General features: G+C 69.7%; 13 protein-coding genes. 5 read left to right on the top strand and 8 right to left on the bottom strand.

Annotated features, from left to right (window positions below; translation table 11 throughout):
• Positions 1–144: 144 nt before the first annotated feature.
• Together ACWGKJ_RS34080 and ACWGKJ_RS34075 are read left to right on the top strand one after the other, a co-directional pair.
• A complete protein-coding gene (locus tag ACWGKJ_RS34080) occupies positions 145–1,728 on the top strand; it encodes an acyl-CoA carboxylase subunit beta (protein WP_385021578.1) in 1,584 nt (527 codons plus the stop codon).
• Positions 1,729–1,795: 67 nt separating this feature from the next.
• Positions 1,796–2,002, top strand: coding sequence for an acyl-CoA carboxylase subunit epsilon (locus ACWGKJ_RS34075; protein ID WP_385021581.1), 207 nt, complete (start codon positions 1,796–1,798; stop codon positions 2,000–2,002).
• A 132-nt stretch (positions 2,003–2,134) separates the two neighbouring features.
• On the opposite strand, the gene ACWGKJ_RS34070 is transcribed toward ACWGKJ_RS34075, so the two are convergent.
• The 8 genes from ACWGKJ_RS34070 to ACWGKJ_RS34035 all read right to left on the bottom strand — a co-directional run bounded on the left by ACWGKJ_RS34070 (position 2,135) and on the right by ACWGKJ_RS34035 (position 12,913).
• The gene (locus ACWGKJ_RS34070; RefSeq protein WP_014048542.1) at positions 2,135–2,716 is read right to left on the bottom strand and encodes a GTP-binding protein; all 582 of its coding nucleotides are present in this window, start codon (positions 2,714–2,716) and stop codon (positions 2,135–2,137) included.
• Entirely contained in the window at positions 2,697–3,257 is a 561-nt protein-coding gene (locus ACWGKJ_RS34065; RefSeq protein WP_385021584.1) for a DUF742 domain-containing protein, read from the bottom strand. Before ACWGKJ_RS34065 ends, ACWGKJ_RS34070 begins: the two co-directional genes overlap by 20 nt.
• An 89-nt stretch (positions 3,258–3,346) precedes the next feature.
• The gene (locus ACWGKJ_RS34060) at positions 3,347–3,760 is read right to left on the bottom strand and encodes a roadblock/LC7 domain-containing protein (protein WP_164260062.1); all 414 of its coding nucleotides are present in this window, start codon (positions 3,758–3,760) and stop codon (positions 3,347–3,349) included.
• 10 nt (positions 3,761–3,770) lie between these two features.
• Positions 3,771–6,977, bottom strand: a complete 3,207-nt coding sequence (locus ACWGKJ_RS34055) for a sensor histidine kinase (RefSeq protein WP_385021587.1) — start codon at positions 6,975–6,977, stop codon at positions 3,771–3,773.
• A gap of 366 nt (positions 6,978–7,343) precedes the next feature.
• Entirely contained in the window at positions 7,344–7,925 is a 582-nt protein-coding gene (locus ACWGKJ_RS34050) for a GTP-binding protein (protein ID WP_385021590.1), read from the bottom strand.
• Positions 7,906–8,313: a DUF742 domain-containing protein gene (locus tag ACWGKJ_RS34045; RefSeq protein ID WP_164259976.1), complete on the bottom strand. Its 408-nt coding sequence runs from the start codon at positions 8,311–8,313 to the stop codon at positions 7,906–7,908. Before ACWGKJ_RS34045 ends, ACWGKJ_RS34050 begins: the two co-directional genes overlap by 20 nt.
• Before the next feature lie 118 nt (positions 8,314–8,431).
• Positions 8,432–8,845 (bottom strand): roadblock/LC7 domain-containing protein, encoded by a 414-nt coding sequence (locus tag ACWGKJ_RS34040; RefSeq protein WP_164260060.1) that lies wholly within the window; start codon positions 8,843–8,845, stop codon positions 8,432–8,434.
• 9 nt (positions 8,846–8,854) lie between these two features.
• The gene (locus ACWGKJ_RS34035; protein ID WP_453315901.1) at positions 8,855–12,913 is read right to left on the bottom strand and encodes a nitrate- and nitrite sensing domain-containing protein; all 4,059 of its coding nucleotides are present in this window, start codon (positions 12,911–12,913) and stop codon (positions 8,855–8,857) included.
• Between the two features lie 589 nt (positions 12,914–13,502).
• Between ACWGKJ_RS34035 and ACWGKJ_RS34030 the strand changes: the two genes are divergently transcribed.
• The 3 genes from ACWGKJ_RS34030 (at position 13,503) to gltX (ending at position 16,059) form a co-directional block, all read left to right on the top strand.
• The gene (locus tag ACWGKJ_RS34030) at positions 13,503–13,697 is read left to right on the top strand and encodes a hypothetical protein (RefSeq protein ID WP_385021597.1); all 195 of its coding nucleotides are present in this window, start codon (positions 13,503–13,505) and stop codon (positions 13,695–13,697) included.
• Between the two features lie 87 nt (positions 13,698–13,784).
• Positions 13,785–14,570 carry a fumarylacetoacetate hydrolase family protein gene (locus tag ACWGKJ_RS34025; protein ID WP_385021600.1) on the top strand — a complete coding sequence of 262 codons (786 nt, stop codon included), beginning with the start codon at positions 13,785–13,787 and terminating at the stop codon, positions 14,568–14,570.
• Positions 14,563–16,059 (top strand): glutamate--tRNA ligase, encoded by a 1,497-nt coding sequence (gltX, locus tag ACWGKJ_RS34020; RefSeq protein WP_385021603.1) that lies wholly within the window; start codon positions 14,563–14,565, stop codon positions 16,057–16,059. Before ACWGKJ_RS34025 ends, gltX begins: the two co-directional genes overlap by 8 nt.
• The last annotated feature ends 92 nt before the right edge of the window (positions 16,060–16,151 follow it).

The raw sequence follows: 16,151 nt of genomic DNA, 5'->3' as shown, positions 1-16,151 counted from the left end.
GGGGGTTCCACAATCCAGGGTGGTCCTGGGCTGGCACTTGGGCTGCGCGGCCGGGCTCTTCTGTCCAGGGCGGCCAGGAAACTGGCCCGGAGACTGTGCGAAGTCCACTGCGTATTTTCTTGGCGCAGTTCGTAGGGTCGGAACATGACCGTTTTGGACGAGACCGCGAGCGAGCCCACCGACGCACGCGGACGGGTGGCCGAACTGCTGGCGCTGCGCGAGCAGGCCAGGCGAGGGCCCAGCGAGCGAGCGACCGAGACCCAGCACGCGAAGGGCAAGCTCACCGCGCGCGAGCGCATCGAGCTCCTGGTGGACCCGGGTTCGTTCAAGGAGGTCGAACAGCTGCGCCGGCACCGGGCGACCGGATTCGGCCTGGAGGCGAAGAAGCCGTACACCGACGGTGTGATCACCGGATGGGGCACGGTCGAGGGCCGGACGGTCTTCGTCTACGCACACGACTTCCGGATCTTCGGCGGCGCGCTGGGCGAGGCTCACGCCACCAAGATCCACAAGATCATGGACATGGCGATCTCGGCGGGTGCGCCGCTGGTGTCGCTGAACGACGGCGCGGGCGCCCGTATCCAGGAGGGCGTCTCGGCGCTCGCCGGATACGGCGGGATCTTCCAGCGCAACACCCGGGCATCGGGCGTGATCCCGCAGATCAGCGTGATGCTCGGCCCGTGCGCCGGCGGCGCGGCCTACAGCCCCGCCCTGACGGACTTCGTGTTCATGGTCCGCGAGACCTCGCAGATGTTCATCACGGGCCCCGACGTGGTGCGTGCGGTGACCGGCGAGGAGATCACCCAGAACGGTCTCGGCGGCGCCGATGTGCACGCCGAGACCTCCGGGGTGTGCCACTTCGCGTACGACGACGAGGAGACCTGCATCGCCGAGGTCCGCTACCTCATCTCGATGCTGCCCTCGAACAACCGCGAGAACCCGCCCTCGCACCCCAGCGACGACCCGGCCGAGCGCCGCTCGGAGCGGCTGCTCGACCTGGTGCCGGCCGACGGCAACCGCCCCTACGACATGCACCAGGTCATCGAGGAGCTCGTCGACGACGGCGACTACCTGGAGGTCCACGAGCGCTGGGCGCGCAACATCATCTGCGCCCTGGCCCGGCTCGACGGCCAGGTCGTCGGCATCGTGGCGAACCAGCCGCAGTCCCTGGCGGGCGTCCTGGACATCGAGGCGTCCGAGAAGGCCGCCCGCTTCGTCCAGATGTGCGACGCGTTCAACATCCCGATCGTCACCCTCCTGGACGTGCCCGGATTCCTGCCGGGTGTGGACCAGGAGCACGGCGGGATCATCCGCCACGGCGCCAAGCTGCTGTACGCGTACTGCAACGCGACGGTGCCCCGGATCTCGCTGATCCTGCGCAAGGCGTACGGGGGCGCGTACATCGTCATGGACTCCCAGTCCATCGGCGCCGACCTCACCTACGCCTGGCCGACCAACGAGATCGCGGTGATGGGCGCCGAGGGCGCGGCCAACGTCATCTTCCGCAAGCAGATCGCGGAGGCCGAGGACCCGGACGCGATGCGCCAGAAGATGGTCAAGGAGTACAAGGCCGAGCTGATGCACCCGTACTACGCGGCCGAGCGCGGGCTCGTGGACGATGTCATCGACCCGGCCGAGACCCGCGAGGTCCTCATCGCCTCACTCGCGATGCTGCGGACCAAGCACGCCGACCTTCCCTCCCGCAAGCACGGCAACCCGCCGCAGTAGGCGCCCGCCGTACCTCTCCCAGCTCACTTCCGGCACGTCCCGGCCCGTCTCAGTAAGGGGAAACACCTTGAGTACTCCCACCGCCGCCGCATCGCTGCTCCGCGTCGAGAAGGGCCACGCGGAGCCGGAGGAGCTGGCCGCGATCACCGCGATCCTGCTGGCCCGCGCAGGCAGCCGCCCCGAGGCCCCGGCGCACCCGCGCTCCACCACGGCGGGCTGGCGCCGCCTGGAGCGCTCCCGGGGCTTCCGGGCCCCGCACTCCTGGCAGGGCTGAGCCCGCACTCCTGGCAGGGCTGAACCGGCCCGCCGGTACCCGCCCACAGCGAAGGCCCGCACCCTCTCTCCGGAGGGTGCGGGCCTTTCCGCTGTGCGAGCTGTACTACCGGGGACGGCCCGGGACCAGGACCTAACGCAGACGTGCCATCAGTGCGTGCTCGACGAGCGTGATCAGCGCGCTCTTCGCGTCCGCGCGGTGTCGTGCGTCGGTGGTGAGGATGGGGGTGTCGGGGCCGATCTGGAGGGCTTCGCGTACTTCGTCGGGGGTGTAGGGCTGGTGTCCGTCGAAGCCGTTGAGGGCGATGACGAAGGGGAGTCCTGAGTTTTCGAAGTAGTCGACGGCGGGGAAGCAGTCGGCGAGACGGCGGGTGTCGACGAGGACGACGGCGCCGATGGCGCCGCGTACGAGGTCGTCCCACATGAACCAGAAGCGGTCCTGTCCTGGGGTGCCGAACAGGTAGAGGATGAGGTCCTGGTCGAGGGTGATGCGTCCGAAGTCCATGGCCACCGTGGTGGTGGTCTTGTCCCCGGTGTGTGTGAGGTCGTCGATGCCCGCCGAAGCGGACGTCATGACGGCCTCGGTACGCAGCGGGTTGATCTCCGAGACGGCGCCGACGAACGTGGTTTTGCCCACGCCGAAGCCCCCTGCCACCACGATCTTCGCGGAGGTAGTGGAGCGGGCTGCACCGCCGCTAGAGCTTGCGAAGTCCACTGAGCACCCTTTCGAGCAGTGTCACGTCTGGCTGGCCGCCGGCGGCATCGTCGCCGCCGGGCTGATGGATGGCGACGAGCCCGGCCTCCGCCAGATCGGCGACGAGGATCCGGGCGACGCCGAGAGGAATCGTAAGAAGAGCCGAGATCTCGGCAACAGACTTGATCTCGACACAGAGCCGGCAGATCCGCTGGTGCTCGGGCAACTGCCCTTGCAGCTGTGACGGTTCCGCCGTGGTACTGACCAGTGCCTCGATGGCGAGCTGGTACCGCGGCCTGGTCCGGCCGCCGGTCATGGCGTACGGCCGCACCAGGGGATTGTGGGCGGCCGGGGCCGGGTCGGGCTGCTGCTGCGGCGTCCAGTGCGGCTGCACCGGCTGGATGCGCGGCGGCTCGTCGTACGGCGACGGGGGCTGCGGCTGCTGGTGGGGCTGTGTGCCGTGTCTGCCCGGCGTGGAGGGAAAGCCGAAACGGGTCCGGTCGAACTCGTCCGGAACCTGCTGTTCACCGTAGTAAGGGTGACCGCCTGGGGGTGTTGCCACGTTTCCTCCTCCGACTGCCCGTCGCTGTTCCTGTGGAGCCGCGCCACCGCACCCTATGGCGCGGTGGCGAGAAACGCACTGTCTGTTTGCTAGTTGAGAAGACTGCCCTGCAGTTCGGCACGGAGATCCGGGGTCAGCACACTGCCCGCGCGGTCCACCAGAAGGGCCATCTCGTAACCCACCAGACCGATGTCGGCCTCGGGGTGGGCGAGGACGGCGAGCGAGGAGCCGTCGGAGACGGACATGATGAAGAGGAAGCCGCGCTCCATCTCCACGACGGTCTGGTTGACATGACCGCCCTCAAAGATCCGGGACGCCCCCGCGGTGAGCGAGGTCAGCCCGGAGGCTACGGCCGCCAGCTGGTCGGCACGGTCACGCGGGAACCCCTCGGACATCGCCAGAAGGAGTCCGTCGGCGGAGACCACCACTGTGTGGGACACCCCGGGGGTGTTGTCCACGAAGTTGGTGATCAACCAGTTCAGGTTCTGCGCCGCCTGGCTCATCGGGCTCACACTAACGCTCCTGGTTGTAGGTGCTGTCAGGACCGCCGTGGTGATTCCCGGTGGCCTGACCGTTCGTGTCACTACCTTCGTTGCGCCCCCGCAGGACACCGCGGCGCAGATTGCTCAACCTGCCCCGGACGTCCTCGGGTGCGCGGGAGACCTGGGGGCCGCCCTGCGGGGTCTGCTCAGCCTTGCCCTCGACCAGGTTGGCCTTGGGCACCCGCCGGGGGAGACCGGAGGGGGTGACCCCGCCCGCTTTCGGCTCGCGCAGCTGGTCCGCCCGCTGCCAGCGCTCGTCGTTCGACGAACGCCAGTCGTCCGGCCGGCTGCTCTCCCCGTTCTCCTCCCCGTCGTTCCGCTCCGCTGGATCCTGCTCTCCGGCCTGGGACGGACCGGAAGTTCCCTGACCGGACTGCTGCTGCCCGGACCACGGCCGGCCCTGCTGCTGACCGGAGTGCTGCTGGCCGGACTGCTGTGCTCCGGGGGCCGCCTTCGGGACCTGCTGACCGCCGCGGCGGGGAAGGCCGGCGTCGGTCAGTTCGTGTGAGGTGCTCGGAGACGGTCCCGGACGGTCGAAGCCTACGCGCTCGGAAGCGGCTGCGGGAGCGCCCTGTACAGAATCCGCCTCCGGCTGGTAGACCGACCCGAAACCGCTCTGGTACGTGGCCTGACCAGCCCAGTCGCCCTGCGGGGACGACTGCTCGAACGCGCTGTCGTACCGCGGCTCCTGGCCGTACTGTGCAGAGCCGTTGCCGTACTGCGCCGGGTGCTCCTGCTGCGGATACCGGCCCTGCCCGTACTGCTGCTGGTCCGGGAACTGCCCCTGCCCGTACTGCTGGCCCTGCCCCGGCACCTCGTCGCGGAAGAGCGGCCTGCCGTCGGCCTCGTGCCCGCCCTCCAGCGCCGCGCGGCGCTCCTCGCGCAGCAGCGAGCGGTTGACCGGGTCGAGGCGGCGCGGCCCGCCGTCACCGTAACGGGCGTCGTCGAAGCCGAGTTCGGCCGCCGTGCGCTGCGGAGCCGGTGGGAACGACTGCTGGTCCCTTTGCTGCTCCGGAATGATCGAGGAGACGCTGAAGTCGTCCGACGGCAGCGGATCGCCGCCCCCGCCGTGGGTGATGGCGTCGGGGAGCATGACCAGCGATGTGGTGCCCGCCTGCTCGCCCGAGGGGCGCAGCTGGACGCGTACGCCGTGCCGGTCGGCGAGACGCCCGACCACGAACAGCCCCATACGCTGCGAGATCGCCGCGTCCACGGTCGGCGGGTTGGCCAGCTTGTGGTTGATGTCCGCGAAGTCCTCGGCGGTGAGGCCGATGCCCTTGTCATGGATCTCGATCATCACCCGGCCGTCCGGCAGCCGGGTCGCCGCGACGCGCACCTTGGTCTGCGGAGAGGAGAACGTGGTGGCGTTCTCAAGCAGCTCGGCGAGCAGATGCACCAGGTCGGTGACGGACTGCCCGTGGATGTCGGTCTCGGGGACCCCGGTCAGCTCGATGCGCTCGTACGACTCCACCTCGGACGAGGCGGCCCTGAGCACATCGACCAGCGGGACCGGCTGGTTCCAGCGCCGCCCCGGCTCCTCGCCCGCCAGGACGAGAAGGTTCTCGCCGTTGCGCCGCATCCGGGTCGCGAGGTGGTCGAGCCTGAAGAGGCTCTCCAGCTGCTCGGGCTCGGCCTCGTTGTTCTCCAGATCGGTGATCAGGGTCAGCTGGCCCTCGATGAGCGACTGGTTGCGCCGCGAGAGGTTGGTGAAGATCGCGTTGACGTTGCCCCGGAGCATGGCCTGCTCGGACGCGAGCCTGACGGCCTCGCGGTGCACCTGGTCGAAGGCCCGTGCCACCTCGCCGATCTCGTCCCGGGTGTGGATCGGGATGGGCTCGACCCGGGTGTCCACCCGGCCCGGCTCCGTACGCGAGAGCTGGTCGACGAGCATCGGCAGGCGTTGCTCGGCCACTCCGAAGGCGGCGGTGCGCAGCCGGCGCATGGCCCGGCTCATCTGGCGGGCCATCATCCCGGCCAGGACGAAGGCGACCAGCAGGGCGACCAGGACGACGGCGCCGTTGGTGATGGCGTCGTTCTTCGCGTCGTGCGAGATGGACGCCGCATCGCCGACCGCCTTGTCGACCAGGTTCTTCTCGACCGTGCTGTAGCCGTTGAACCGGGTGCCCGCCGCGATGGCCCAGGACTCCGCGTCGATGCCCTTGGCCTTCAGCGCCGCAGGCGTCCGGCCCCTGCCGATCTCGGCCGCGATGCCGTCGAACATCGACCCGCCCTTGGACGGCGGGGTCACATAGTGCTTCTTCGACCCGGCCGCCGCCTTCTTGTCGCGGGCGGCATAGCCCTTGGCGGCGGCGGCCTGGTCGGCCATCGACCGCTTCAGACCGGCCGCGTCCTCCTCGGTGCCGCCGGAGAGGTACTCCTGGAGGGCGATCTGTTCCAGGTAGTTGTACGAGTTGAACGCGACGACCTGCGCCTGGAAGGTCGCGGGGTCCTGGCTCGGGCGTACCAGCAGATGCGTACCGATGGAGCGCTGAAGCGATTCTGCTGCCTGGGCCAGCTGGATCGCGTAGACCGTGCGGCCGTAGCTGGTGATGTTGCCCGTGCCGAGACCGAGTTCATTGGAGAACTCCATCAGCGAGTGCTGGACCCTGACGTAGCCCTCTTCGGTCTTCACCGGGTCCATCGCCTCGGTGTACGCGGTCTTGCGCAGCGTGCCGAGGGTGGGCTCCTCCTTGCGGAAGAGCTGGAGCCGGCGCTCCAGACCCCTGGTCCTCGGCAGCTTCTTCACCGCGGTGTCGAAGGACCTGGCGGCCTCGTCGGTGCGGCGGTAGGCGTCCTTGACGGTGATGTTGCCGGTGCGCTTGTTGGAGAGCAGCGGCTCCGCAGTGGTGTCGCGCTCCTCAAGCAGCCTCTCGCTGTACGCCGAAGCTGCCCGTACGACGAGTGCAACCCGTTCGGCGTCCCGTGCGTCATTCCAGGTAGTGATCGAGCTCTTCACCTGGAACGAGCCCATGACCAGGCCGACGACGACCGGGATCAGCAGAATGGCGTTGAGCTTCGTGGGCACGCGCCAGTTCGGCGGCGACAGCCGGCCGCCGCGCTTCCCGGCGCCGCGGACAGCGGCCGCGGAACGGTCGGCAGGAGACGCCGCCGACTGCGACGGCGGCGTGAAGTTCCCCCGCTTCTGCTCCGCCGCGGAGCTCTTCCTGCTTCGCCTCACTCGACCAACAACCTCTCGGCGTCGGCACCTGCGGTGTGCCGTCCATCGTTCAGAGCCGTACTCGGACCGGCCGTCGAACGGAGACGGTCCTACTCGGGAGTTCGCCGAATTCCAGCACGTCGGGCGGCGTGGCTCCAAACAGCTGGAACCCGCCGCACCGAGTGGCGTATGCCTCAGATAAAACGGTCAAAAAGAGCGAGCGGCGCCAAAAGCAGAGACCGCTGTGTGCAGAGCGGCACCGTGCGGATGCAACGGGTGTCCGCAGTCGGTGAATTCTCTGTCGAAACGTTATGAACATGGGGGCGGATCGTGTCAAAGCCCACAGTCCGCCCCAGATCGGCTACGGCAACTGCCGTAGCCGGATGACTACTTGAGACGTGCCATCAGTGCGTGCTCGACGAGCGTGATGAGTCCGCTCTTTGCATCTGCGCGGTGTCGTGCGTCGGTGGTGAGGATGGGGGTGTCGGGGCCGATCTGGAGGGCTTCGCGTACTTCGTCGGGGGTGTAGGGCTGGTGTCCGTCGAAGCCGTTGAGGGCGATGACGAAGGGGAGTCCTGAGTTTTCGAAGTAGTCGACGGCGGGGAAGCAGTCGGAAAGGCGGCGGGTGTCGACGAGGACGACGGCGCCGATGGCGCCGCGTACGAGGTCGTCCCACATGAACCAGAAGCGGTCCTGTCCTGGGGTGCCGAACAGGTAGAGGATGAGGTCCTGGTCGAGGGTGATGCGTCCGAAGTCCATGGCCACCGTGGTGGTGGTCTTGTCCCCGGTGTGTGTGAGGTCGTCGATGCCCGCCGAAGCGGACGTCATGACGGCCTCGGTACGCAGCGGGTTGATCTCCGAGACGGCGCCGACGAACGTGGTTTTGCCCACGCCGAAGCCCCCTGCCACCACGATCTTCGCCGAAGTGGTCGATCTGGCCGGCGCGCTGCTAGAGCTTGCGAAGTCCACTGAGCACCCTTTCGAGCAGTGTCACGTCCGGCGTGCCGCCGGCCTCTCCGTTGCCCGGCTGGTGGATCGCCACCATGCCGGCCTCCGCCAGGTCGGCCACGAGGATCCGCGCCACCCCCAGCGGCATCGAGAGCAGCGCCGACACCTCGGCCACCGACTTGACCTCACGGCACAGATGGCAGATCCGCTGGTGCTCGGGGAGCAGGCCCGCGAGGTGCACCGGGTCGGCCGTGGTGCTGACCAGCGCCTCTATGGCGAGCTGGTAGCGGGGCCTGGTCCGGCCGCCGGTCATGGCGTACGGACGTACCAGTGGCTGGTCGCCCTCACTGTCGTACGACGCGTCGTGCAGCACGCCGTACGGATCGTGCGAGGCGGGGGGCGGGGTCATGGATCCTCCGGGCGTGACAGCGATGAGTCCGAGTGCCGTCTGACTGGGCCGGTGGGGGGCGGGATGCGGCCGGGACGGTGGTTGATGAACGTACGGGCTGAACCTGTGGGGGACGTGTCTAGTGGAGCAGGCTCCCCTGGAGTTCGGCCCGCAGGTCCGGGGTGAGCACGCTGCCCGCCCGGTCGACGAGCAGGGCCATCTCGTACCCGACCAGACCGATGTCGCAGTCCGGGTGGGAGAGCACGGCGAGCGAGGAGCCGTCCGAGACCGACATGAGGAAGAGGAAGCCGCGCTCCATCTCCACCACGGTCTGGGCGACTTCGCCGCCTTCGAAGATCCGGGAGGCCCCCGCGGTGAGCGAGGTCAGCCCGGAGGCTACGGCCGCCAGCTGGTCGGCACGGTCACGCGGAAAGCCTTCGGACATGGCCAGCAGAAGCCCGTCGGCCGAGACCACCACGGTGTGGGAAACCCCTGGGGTGTTGTCCACGAAGTTCGTGATCAACCAGTTCAGATTCTGCGCCGCCTGGCTCATCGGACTCAACTAGTGCTCCTGCTGGTGAGAGGGGCCGGTTCCGGCCTGGCGACCCTGTTGGATGCCACGCCGGAGGTTGGTCAGCCGGCCGCGTACGTCGTCGGGCGCACGCGAAACCTGCGGACCGGCCTGGTGGGCCTGCTGCTGTGCGGTGCCGGGCACCAGATTGGCGCGCGGCACGCGCCGGGGCAGACCGGATGTGGTGACACCACCGGCGGCGGGCTTCTTAGCCCGCTCGGCCTGCCGTACGAGTTCGTCGTTGGGCGACGCCCGCCAGTTGCTGCCGGGGGCGGTCTGCGCCATCGGGTCACTGGGCTGCGCGGCCGGCTCGGGCTGCTGCGGAGCGGCCGGTTCCTGCGGCTGGGCGTTCCTCGCGGACTGCGCGCCGTGGAACCAGTTGGTCTCCAGGGTGTCGTAGAGCGGGGTGCGCCCGTCGCCGGGGTCGGCCGCCGGCGGCAGCGCGTCGTACTGCGGCTGCGCGGGGAGGCTCTGCGGCGCGGGCGGGCGCGGGGCGCCGAAGTCCGCGTCGCCGCGCTGGTTCGGGGCGCCGCCGGAAGGCTCCGAAGGGGCCTGCGGACGGGGCGGGTCGAAAGCCCCGAAGTCCGAGAGCTCGGCTCGCGGGAACTGCGCCGTGGACGCCGGGTCCTGCGGCTGCTGCTGCCGGTCCTGGTAGGGGGCGCCCTGCTGCGGGGAGTCCTGGTACCGGTCGCCCTGGAACGGGTCGCCCTGGAACGGGTCCTGGGGGGACCGCTCGTCCTGGAACGGGCCGCCCCGGAACGGGCCGCCGTCCTGCTGCGGTGTCTGCGGCGACTGGGGTATCTGGGGCGTCTGCGGCGTCTGGGGTATCTGCGGACGCCGCGGGCCGCGGACATCCGGACGCTCGAAGACATCGGCACGCTCGAACCGGCCGGTGTTCCCGGGCGGCGGGCCGTTGAAGTCCGGACGCTGGAACTCGGCGGTGGAGCCCGGCCCCTGGCGCTCGGCGGAGAGCCGGTCGTCGGTCTGCCGGCCGGTACCGAAGGGGTCGTTGCCGAACGCGTTGCCGCCGAACGGGTCGTTGCCGGCCGGGCTGTTGCCCGGACCGTTGCCGCTCGGGCCGTTGCCGGCCGGGCGCCCCGCGAAGAGGTCGTCCGCCGGTGAGCGTTCGCCGGACTGGCGCAGCGGGCGCATCGGCTGGCGGTACTGGGCGCCCGAGGCGCTGATGCCGGAGCCGTTCGTGCTGTTCGCACCGGAGCCCGCGCCGGCACCGAAGGCGCCGGAGTCCGGCTCCTCGTGTCCGCGCGGCTGGTCCTGCGCCCCCCGCTGCGGCAGCTCATTGCCCCAGCTGGTGCTCTGCGAACGCTGCGGAGTCTGCGGCTGCCGGGGGTTCTGCGGCTGCTGCGGGTCCTGCGGCGACTGCGGGCCGCGGGCCTGCGGTACGGGGTTGCCACCCGGCAGCTCCGCGCGCGGGCCGCCGGTGGGCGGCAGCTGCTGCTGACGTCCGGCCGGGGGCTGGAACATACCGTCCCCGGGCTGCTGCGGGCGCTGCGGACCATTGCCGTGCCCCGGAGCATCGCCGGGGCCGCCGCGGCCGCCCTGGGCGCCCCGGCGCGGCATGGGTGCCCCCGCGCCGAAGGCGTTCACCGACGGTGCGGGCGCGGAACCGCCCTGCGGCTGACCCTGCTGGCGGGGGCCTCCGGGCTGGATCGAACGGTCGCCGTCGCGGGAGGGCAGCGCGGCGCGCGGCCCCGGGCCGGAGACCTGACCGCGAGGAGCACCAGCGCCCGCGCCCGCGGCGGCACCCGCACCGGTGCGGCCCGGGACGCCCGCGTTCTGCGGAGACGGGGACTGCCCCTGGCGCTGCTGCGACTGCCCCAGCTGCCCCTGCGGCTGCTGGCCACCGGGCACACCCGGCTTGGCCGGAGCCTTCTTGCCGCCCTGGGCGACATCGACGGGCAGCATGACCAGCGCGGTCGTACCACCGGAGTCGGAGGGACGGAGCTGGATACGGATGCCGTGGCGCAGCGAGAGCCGGCCGACCACGAACAGACCCATGCGCCGGGAGACGGAGACGTCCACGGTGGGCGGCGAAGCGAGCCGCTCGTTGATCGCGGCGAGGTCCTCGGGGGAGAGGCCGATACCGGTGTCGTGGATCTCGACGAGCACCCGTCCGTCGGGCAGCGCGTGACCGGTCACGCGGACCTTGGTCTGCGGCGACGAGAACGACGTGGCGTTTTCGAGCAGCTCGGCGAGCAGGTGCACGAGGTCGTTGACGACGCGTCCGGCGACCTCGGTCGCGGGCACCGCGGCCAGCTCGATGCGTTCGTACTGCTCCACCTCGGACGCGGCGGCGCGGAGCACGTCGACCAGCGGCACCGGGCGGGTCCACCGGCGGCCGGGCTCCTCACCGGCGAGGACCAGGAGGTTCTCACCGTTGCGTCGCATACGGGTCGCGAGGTGGTCGAGCTTGAAGAGCGAGGACAGCTGGTCCGGGTCCGCCTCGCGGGACTCCAGCTCGGAGATGAGCGAGAGCTGGCGCTGGATGAGGCCCTGGCTGCGGCGCGAGAGGTTGGTGAACATCGCGTTGACGTTGCCCCGCAGCATGGCCTGCTCGGAGGCGAGCCGGACGGCCTCGCGGTGCACGTCGTCGAAGGCCGTGGCGACCTTTCCGATCTCGTCCCGGCTGTGCACACCGACGGACTCCACGGAGGTGTCGACGTCCTGCGGGTCGGTCTCGGAGAGCTGCTTGACCAGCTCGGGAAGGCGCTCGCTCGCGACCTTGGTCGCGGTGTCCTGCAGCCGCCGCAGCGAACGGATCATGGACCGGGCCACGACGTAGGCGCCGACCAGTGAGACACCGAGCACCAGCACGATGAGCGCGGCGTTGATGATCGCCTCGCGCTCGGCGTCGTTGCGCAGCTCGCGGGCCTTCTGCTCCATCTCGCCGAGCAGCGTGGCCTCGATGGTCTTCATGGCCGTGATGCGGTTGCTGTCCGCGTCGTACCAGTCCTTGTACGAACGCGGGGCCTGGCTGTCCAGACCGCTCTTGTTCTCCAGGACGTGCTTCGCGTACAGGTTGGCGGCGGTGATCTCCGGGTTGCCGGTGTCCAGCGGCGCGGTCAGGTCCGCCGCGTTGCCCGCGTAGACCAGCTTGAAGGACTTGAGCTCGTCCTCCTCGCTCTGCATGGCGGACTTGGCGAAGAGCCGGTCGCTCTCCTCCAGGTGGCCGTGGCCCTTGTTGCTCGTCGGCAGTGCGGCGGCGATGACCGCCCGCTGGATCGACGCGTACTCCTTCGCGGAGGAGAAGGCAGCCAGGGCACGGGTCCGCTTGATCATCTCGGGGTTGGCGGTCGCCTGGGCCATGTCCTGGGAGAGGCCGAGCAGCGAGTCGATCAGCTCGCTGTACTCGTTGACCGTCTGCGAGGTGGTGGCCTTGCCCTGGTACGCGTCGGCCCGGATGGCCTTGAGACGGGTCAGCTTGGTGGCGATGCCCCGGAGGCTGCCGCGGATCGACTCGATCGAGTCGTCGCGCTTCGCACTGTCGAAGTCCGCGGTGCCCGCCAGGAACGCCTGGTCGGCGAGGTCGGTCTTCTTGCGGGGCTCCTCGACGTTGAAGTCGTTGGCCTTGGCACCGTGCGACAGCGGACCGGCGGACTTGTCGCGCTCCTCCTGGAGCGCGGCGGCCAGCTCGGTCGCCTGCTTGGTCATCTGGGTGAGCAGCTGCATGTGGTCCAGCTGCTGCATCTTGTCCAGCGAGTCGTTGATCCGCAGACCACCGAGGGTGGTCGCGGCGACGACGGGCAGCGCCAGCAGGGAGACCAGCCTGGTACTGATGCGCCAGTTGCGCAGGGCCATCCGCGAGCCCGTGCCGGACGGGCCCTTGGACTTCGGTTTGGCCTGGGGCGTCGCCCTGGACTCACCGCCGGCCGGTTCCGGTCCCTGCTTCTGGGGGGTCGGGGGAGTCTGGGCGTGCTGGGCCGAGGAACCGCGGTCGGCTCCGCCGCGAGGCTCCTGTTCAGCCGCGGCTTCCCCTCGACCCTGGCGGGCCTGGGGTGACCCCGTGCCATCCCTCTTGAAACGTCCCTGCACTAGCGTCGCAACCTCTGGACCAGGCGTTCCCCCGCACAGGCGGCGGAACGGTGTCGAGTTGTGGGGCGCGGCGCGCCCCATGGTGGTCGTCAGTGACCGGCGTGTTCTCCCCCTTTACCGCCGCCACTCGGCGCTGCGTCGCGCCCTTCGTGCGCCGGCCTGCCTGTGTTTTCACAAAGACTGCGCGGCAGTGCGTGGAATTCCAGCACAGGGACGGATCTCCAACAAGGCCCGAGTACAGGGCTGTGACGTGATTGACACGGTGTGAGCACCGAATCACCTGGTGTAGAAATTCAGCCCGGATGAATCGGACTTTTGTTTACGTACCACTTACGCGTCAGGGGTGTCCCAGTCGCGATGATCAGGGGCGGAATGAACGGTTCACACCGGTAATGTCCGCTTACTGAAGGGGCGTTGACGGCCCGTAATGTCCCAAATGCCAGTCAATTCGTGAGCAAACTCACACCTAGATCGTTGTCGGCCCCGCGCTTCCCCGGGGAATCAGATGTTTAGCCTGATGCTTTACAGGGATGGCGAATCCGACAACCGGCGCCCCGGCGGCGCCCGACCGACAGGGCCTCACGAACAGATGAAGACGACGACGTTGTCCCGCAACATTGCCAACCCCCGCCGCACCACGCTCGCCCACCTCACGGACGCCGGCCAGCTGCACCGCCCCGAGCAGCCGGAGCACGCCGCGACCCTGCCGGCCGTGACCGCCAACCCGCGCCGCACCGTCCTGATGGAAGCGCCCGTCCAACCGCAGGTCACCGCCGCCGAGTGAGGCGAGGTCGTCGCGGTGCGGCCCCCGCCACCCGCGTTAGCCTGGAGCGTCAGAACTCCAGCCAGTAAGTGAGGGGCGACAGCACTCGTGCGCATCGCCAGATTCTCCATCGACGGCAATGTCGCCTTCGGCGTGGTCGAGGGCGAGGGCTCCGATCCCTCGGGTGACCTCGTCCTCGACATCATCAAGGGCATCCCGTACTCCGACTTCGAGCTCTCCGGTGTCAAGGTGCCGCTGAGCAAGGTCCGGCTGCTGCCCCCCGTGCTCCCCAACAAGGTCGTGGCCTTCGGCCGCAACTACGCGGACCACGCGGCGGAACTCGGCAACGCGGTCCCGGACGTGCCGTTCGCCTTCCTCAAGCCCACCACATCGGTGATCGGCTCGGGCGACGCCATCGAGTACCCCTCCTTCTCCAGCGAGCTGCACCACGAGGCCGAACTGGCCGTGGTGATCGGCCGGATGTGCCGTGAGGTCCCGCACGACCGCGTCAAGGACGTCGTCTTCGGCTACACCTGCGCCAACGACGTCACCGCGCGCGACGTCCAGAAGCGTGAGAAGCAGTGGGCCAGGGCCAAGGGCTTCGACACCTCCTGCCCGCTCGGCCCCTGGGTGGAGACCGGCCTCGATCCGTCCGACCTGACCATCCAGGCCACGGTCAACGGAGCCCAGCGCCAGCTCGGCCGCACCAGCGAGATGATCCACTCCGTCGCGGATCTGATCGTCAACATCTCCGACGCCATGACACTGCTCCCCGGAGACGTCATCCTGACCGGCACCCCGGCGGGCGTCGGACCGCTCAACGTCGGCGACGAGGTCGCCGTCTCCATCGAAGGCATCGGCACTCTCACCAACAAGGTGATCAAGCGTGGCTAACGCGAACACCCCGGCCGGGGCAACCCCCCGCGTACGGTTCTGTCCCTCCCCGACCGGCAACCCCCATGTGGGCCTGGTCCGTACCGCCCTGTTCAACTGGGCCTTCGCCCGGCACACCGGCGGCACCATGGTCTTCCGCATCGAGGACACCGACGCGGCCCGCGACTCCGAGGAGTCGTACCACCAGCTGCTCGACTCGCTGAGCTGGCTCGGCCTGGACTGGGACGAAGGGCCGGACGAGAAGGGCGGCCCCCACGCGCCGTACCGCCAGTCGCAGCGCATGGACATCTACGCGGACATCGCGAAGCGGCTCCAGGACGCCGGCCACGCCTACGACTGCTACTGCACCACCGCCGAGCTCGACGAGCGCCGTGACGCCGCCCGCAAGGCCGGCCGGCCCTCCGGGTACGACGGCCACTGCCGCGACCTCAGCGCCGGGCAGATCGAGGAGTACAAGGCCGAGGGCCGCACCTCCATCGTCCGCTTCCGGATGCCCGACGAGACGATCACCTTCGACGACCTGGTCCGCGGCGAGCTGACCTTCACCCCGGAGAACGTGCCGGACTACGGCATCGTCCGGGCCAACGGCGCCCCGCTCTACACCCTCGTCAACCCGGTCGACGACGCGCTGATGGAGATCACGCACGTCCTGCGCGGCGAGGACCTGCTCTCCTCGACGCCGCGCCAGATCGCGCTCTACAAGGCGCTGATCGACATCGGCGCCGCCAAGGAGATCCCGCTCTTCGGCCACCTGCCGTACGTGATGGGGGAGGGCAACAAGAAGCTCTCCAAGCGCGACCCCGAGGCGTCCCTCAACCTCTACCGCGAGCGGGGCTTCCTCCCCGAGGGGCTGCTCAACTACCTGTCCCTCCTCGGCTGGTCGTTCTCGGCCGACCAGGACGTCTTCTCGCTCGCCGACCTGGTCGAGAAGTTCGACATCGCGGACGTGAACGGCAACCCGGCCCGCTTCGACCTCAAGAAGGCCGAGGCGATCAACGCCGACCACATCCGGCTGCTGGACGTGGCGTCCTTCACAGAGGCATGCACGCCCTGGCTGCGCGCCCCGCACGCCAACTGGCCGGAGGAGAACTTCGACCGGGCGGCGTGGGAGGCCATCGCCCCGTACGCGCAGACCCGCGTCACTGTCCTCTCGGACATCACGGCCAATGTGGACTTCCTCTTCCTGGACCGGCCGGTCGAGGACGAGGCGTCCTGGGCGAAGGCGATGAAGGGCGACCCGGTGGCCCTGCTCACCACGGCCCGCGCCCGCCTCGCCGACGCCGACTGGACCAGCCCCGACGCGCTCAAGGCGGCCGTGCTCGCGGCCGGTGAGGAGCACGGACTGAAGCTCGGCAAGGCCCAGGCGCCCGTCCGCGTCGCGGTCACCGGCCGCACGGTCGGCCTGCCGCTCTTCGAGTCCCTGCAGATCCTGGGCCGGGAGCGCTCACTGGAGCGGATCGACGCGGCACTGGCGAAGCTGGCCGCCTAGGGTCTGTCCGGCCGATCTTCGTGGGCCCGCGACGCCTGGCACTTCCCCAAGTTCTCGGCTGCGCTCGAACAGGGGAGACCCCATTCCTCGCG

It is taken from the genome of Streptomyces sp. NPDC054757, assembly GCF_053612185.1.
The sequence above is the reverse complement of the archived record's forward strand: the minus strand, read 5'-3'. Positions and strand labels throughout refer to the sequence as shown.

Bases quoted from the DNA above. Each gene is read 5' to 3' on its own strand.
- ACWGKJ_RS34080 (WP_385021578.1), top strand. From the start codon at position 145: ATGACCGTTTTGGACGAGACCGCGAGCGAGCCCACCGACGCACGCGGA.
- ACWGKJ_RS34060 (WP_164260062.1), bottom strand. From the start codon at position 3,760: ATGAGCCAGGCGGCGCAGAACCTGAACTGGTTGATCACCAACTTCGTG.
- ACWGKJ_RS34045 (WP_164259976.1), bottom strand. From the start codon at position 8,313: ATGACCCCGCCCCCCGCCTCGCACGATCCGTACGGCGTGCTGCACGAC.
- ACWGKJ_RS34040 (WP_164260060.1), bottom strand. From the start codon at position 8,845: ATGAGCCAGGCGGCGCAGAATCTGAACTGGTTGATCACGAACTTCGTG.
- ACWGKJ_RS34030 (WP_385021597.1), top strand. From the start codon at position 13,503: ATGAAGACGACGACGTTGTCCCGCAACATTGCCAACCCCCGCCGCACC.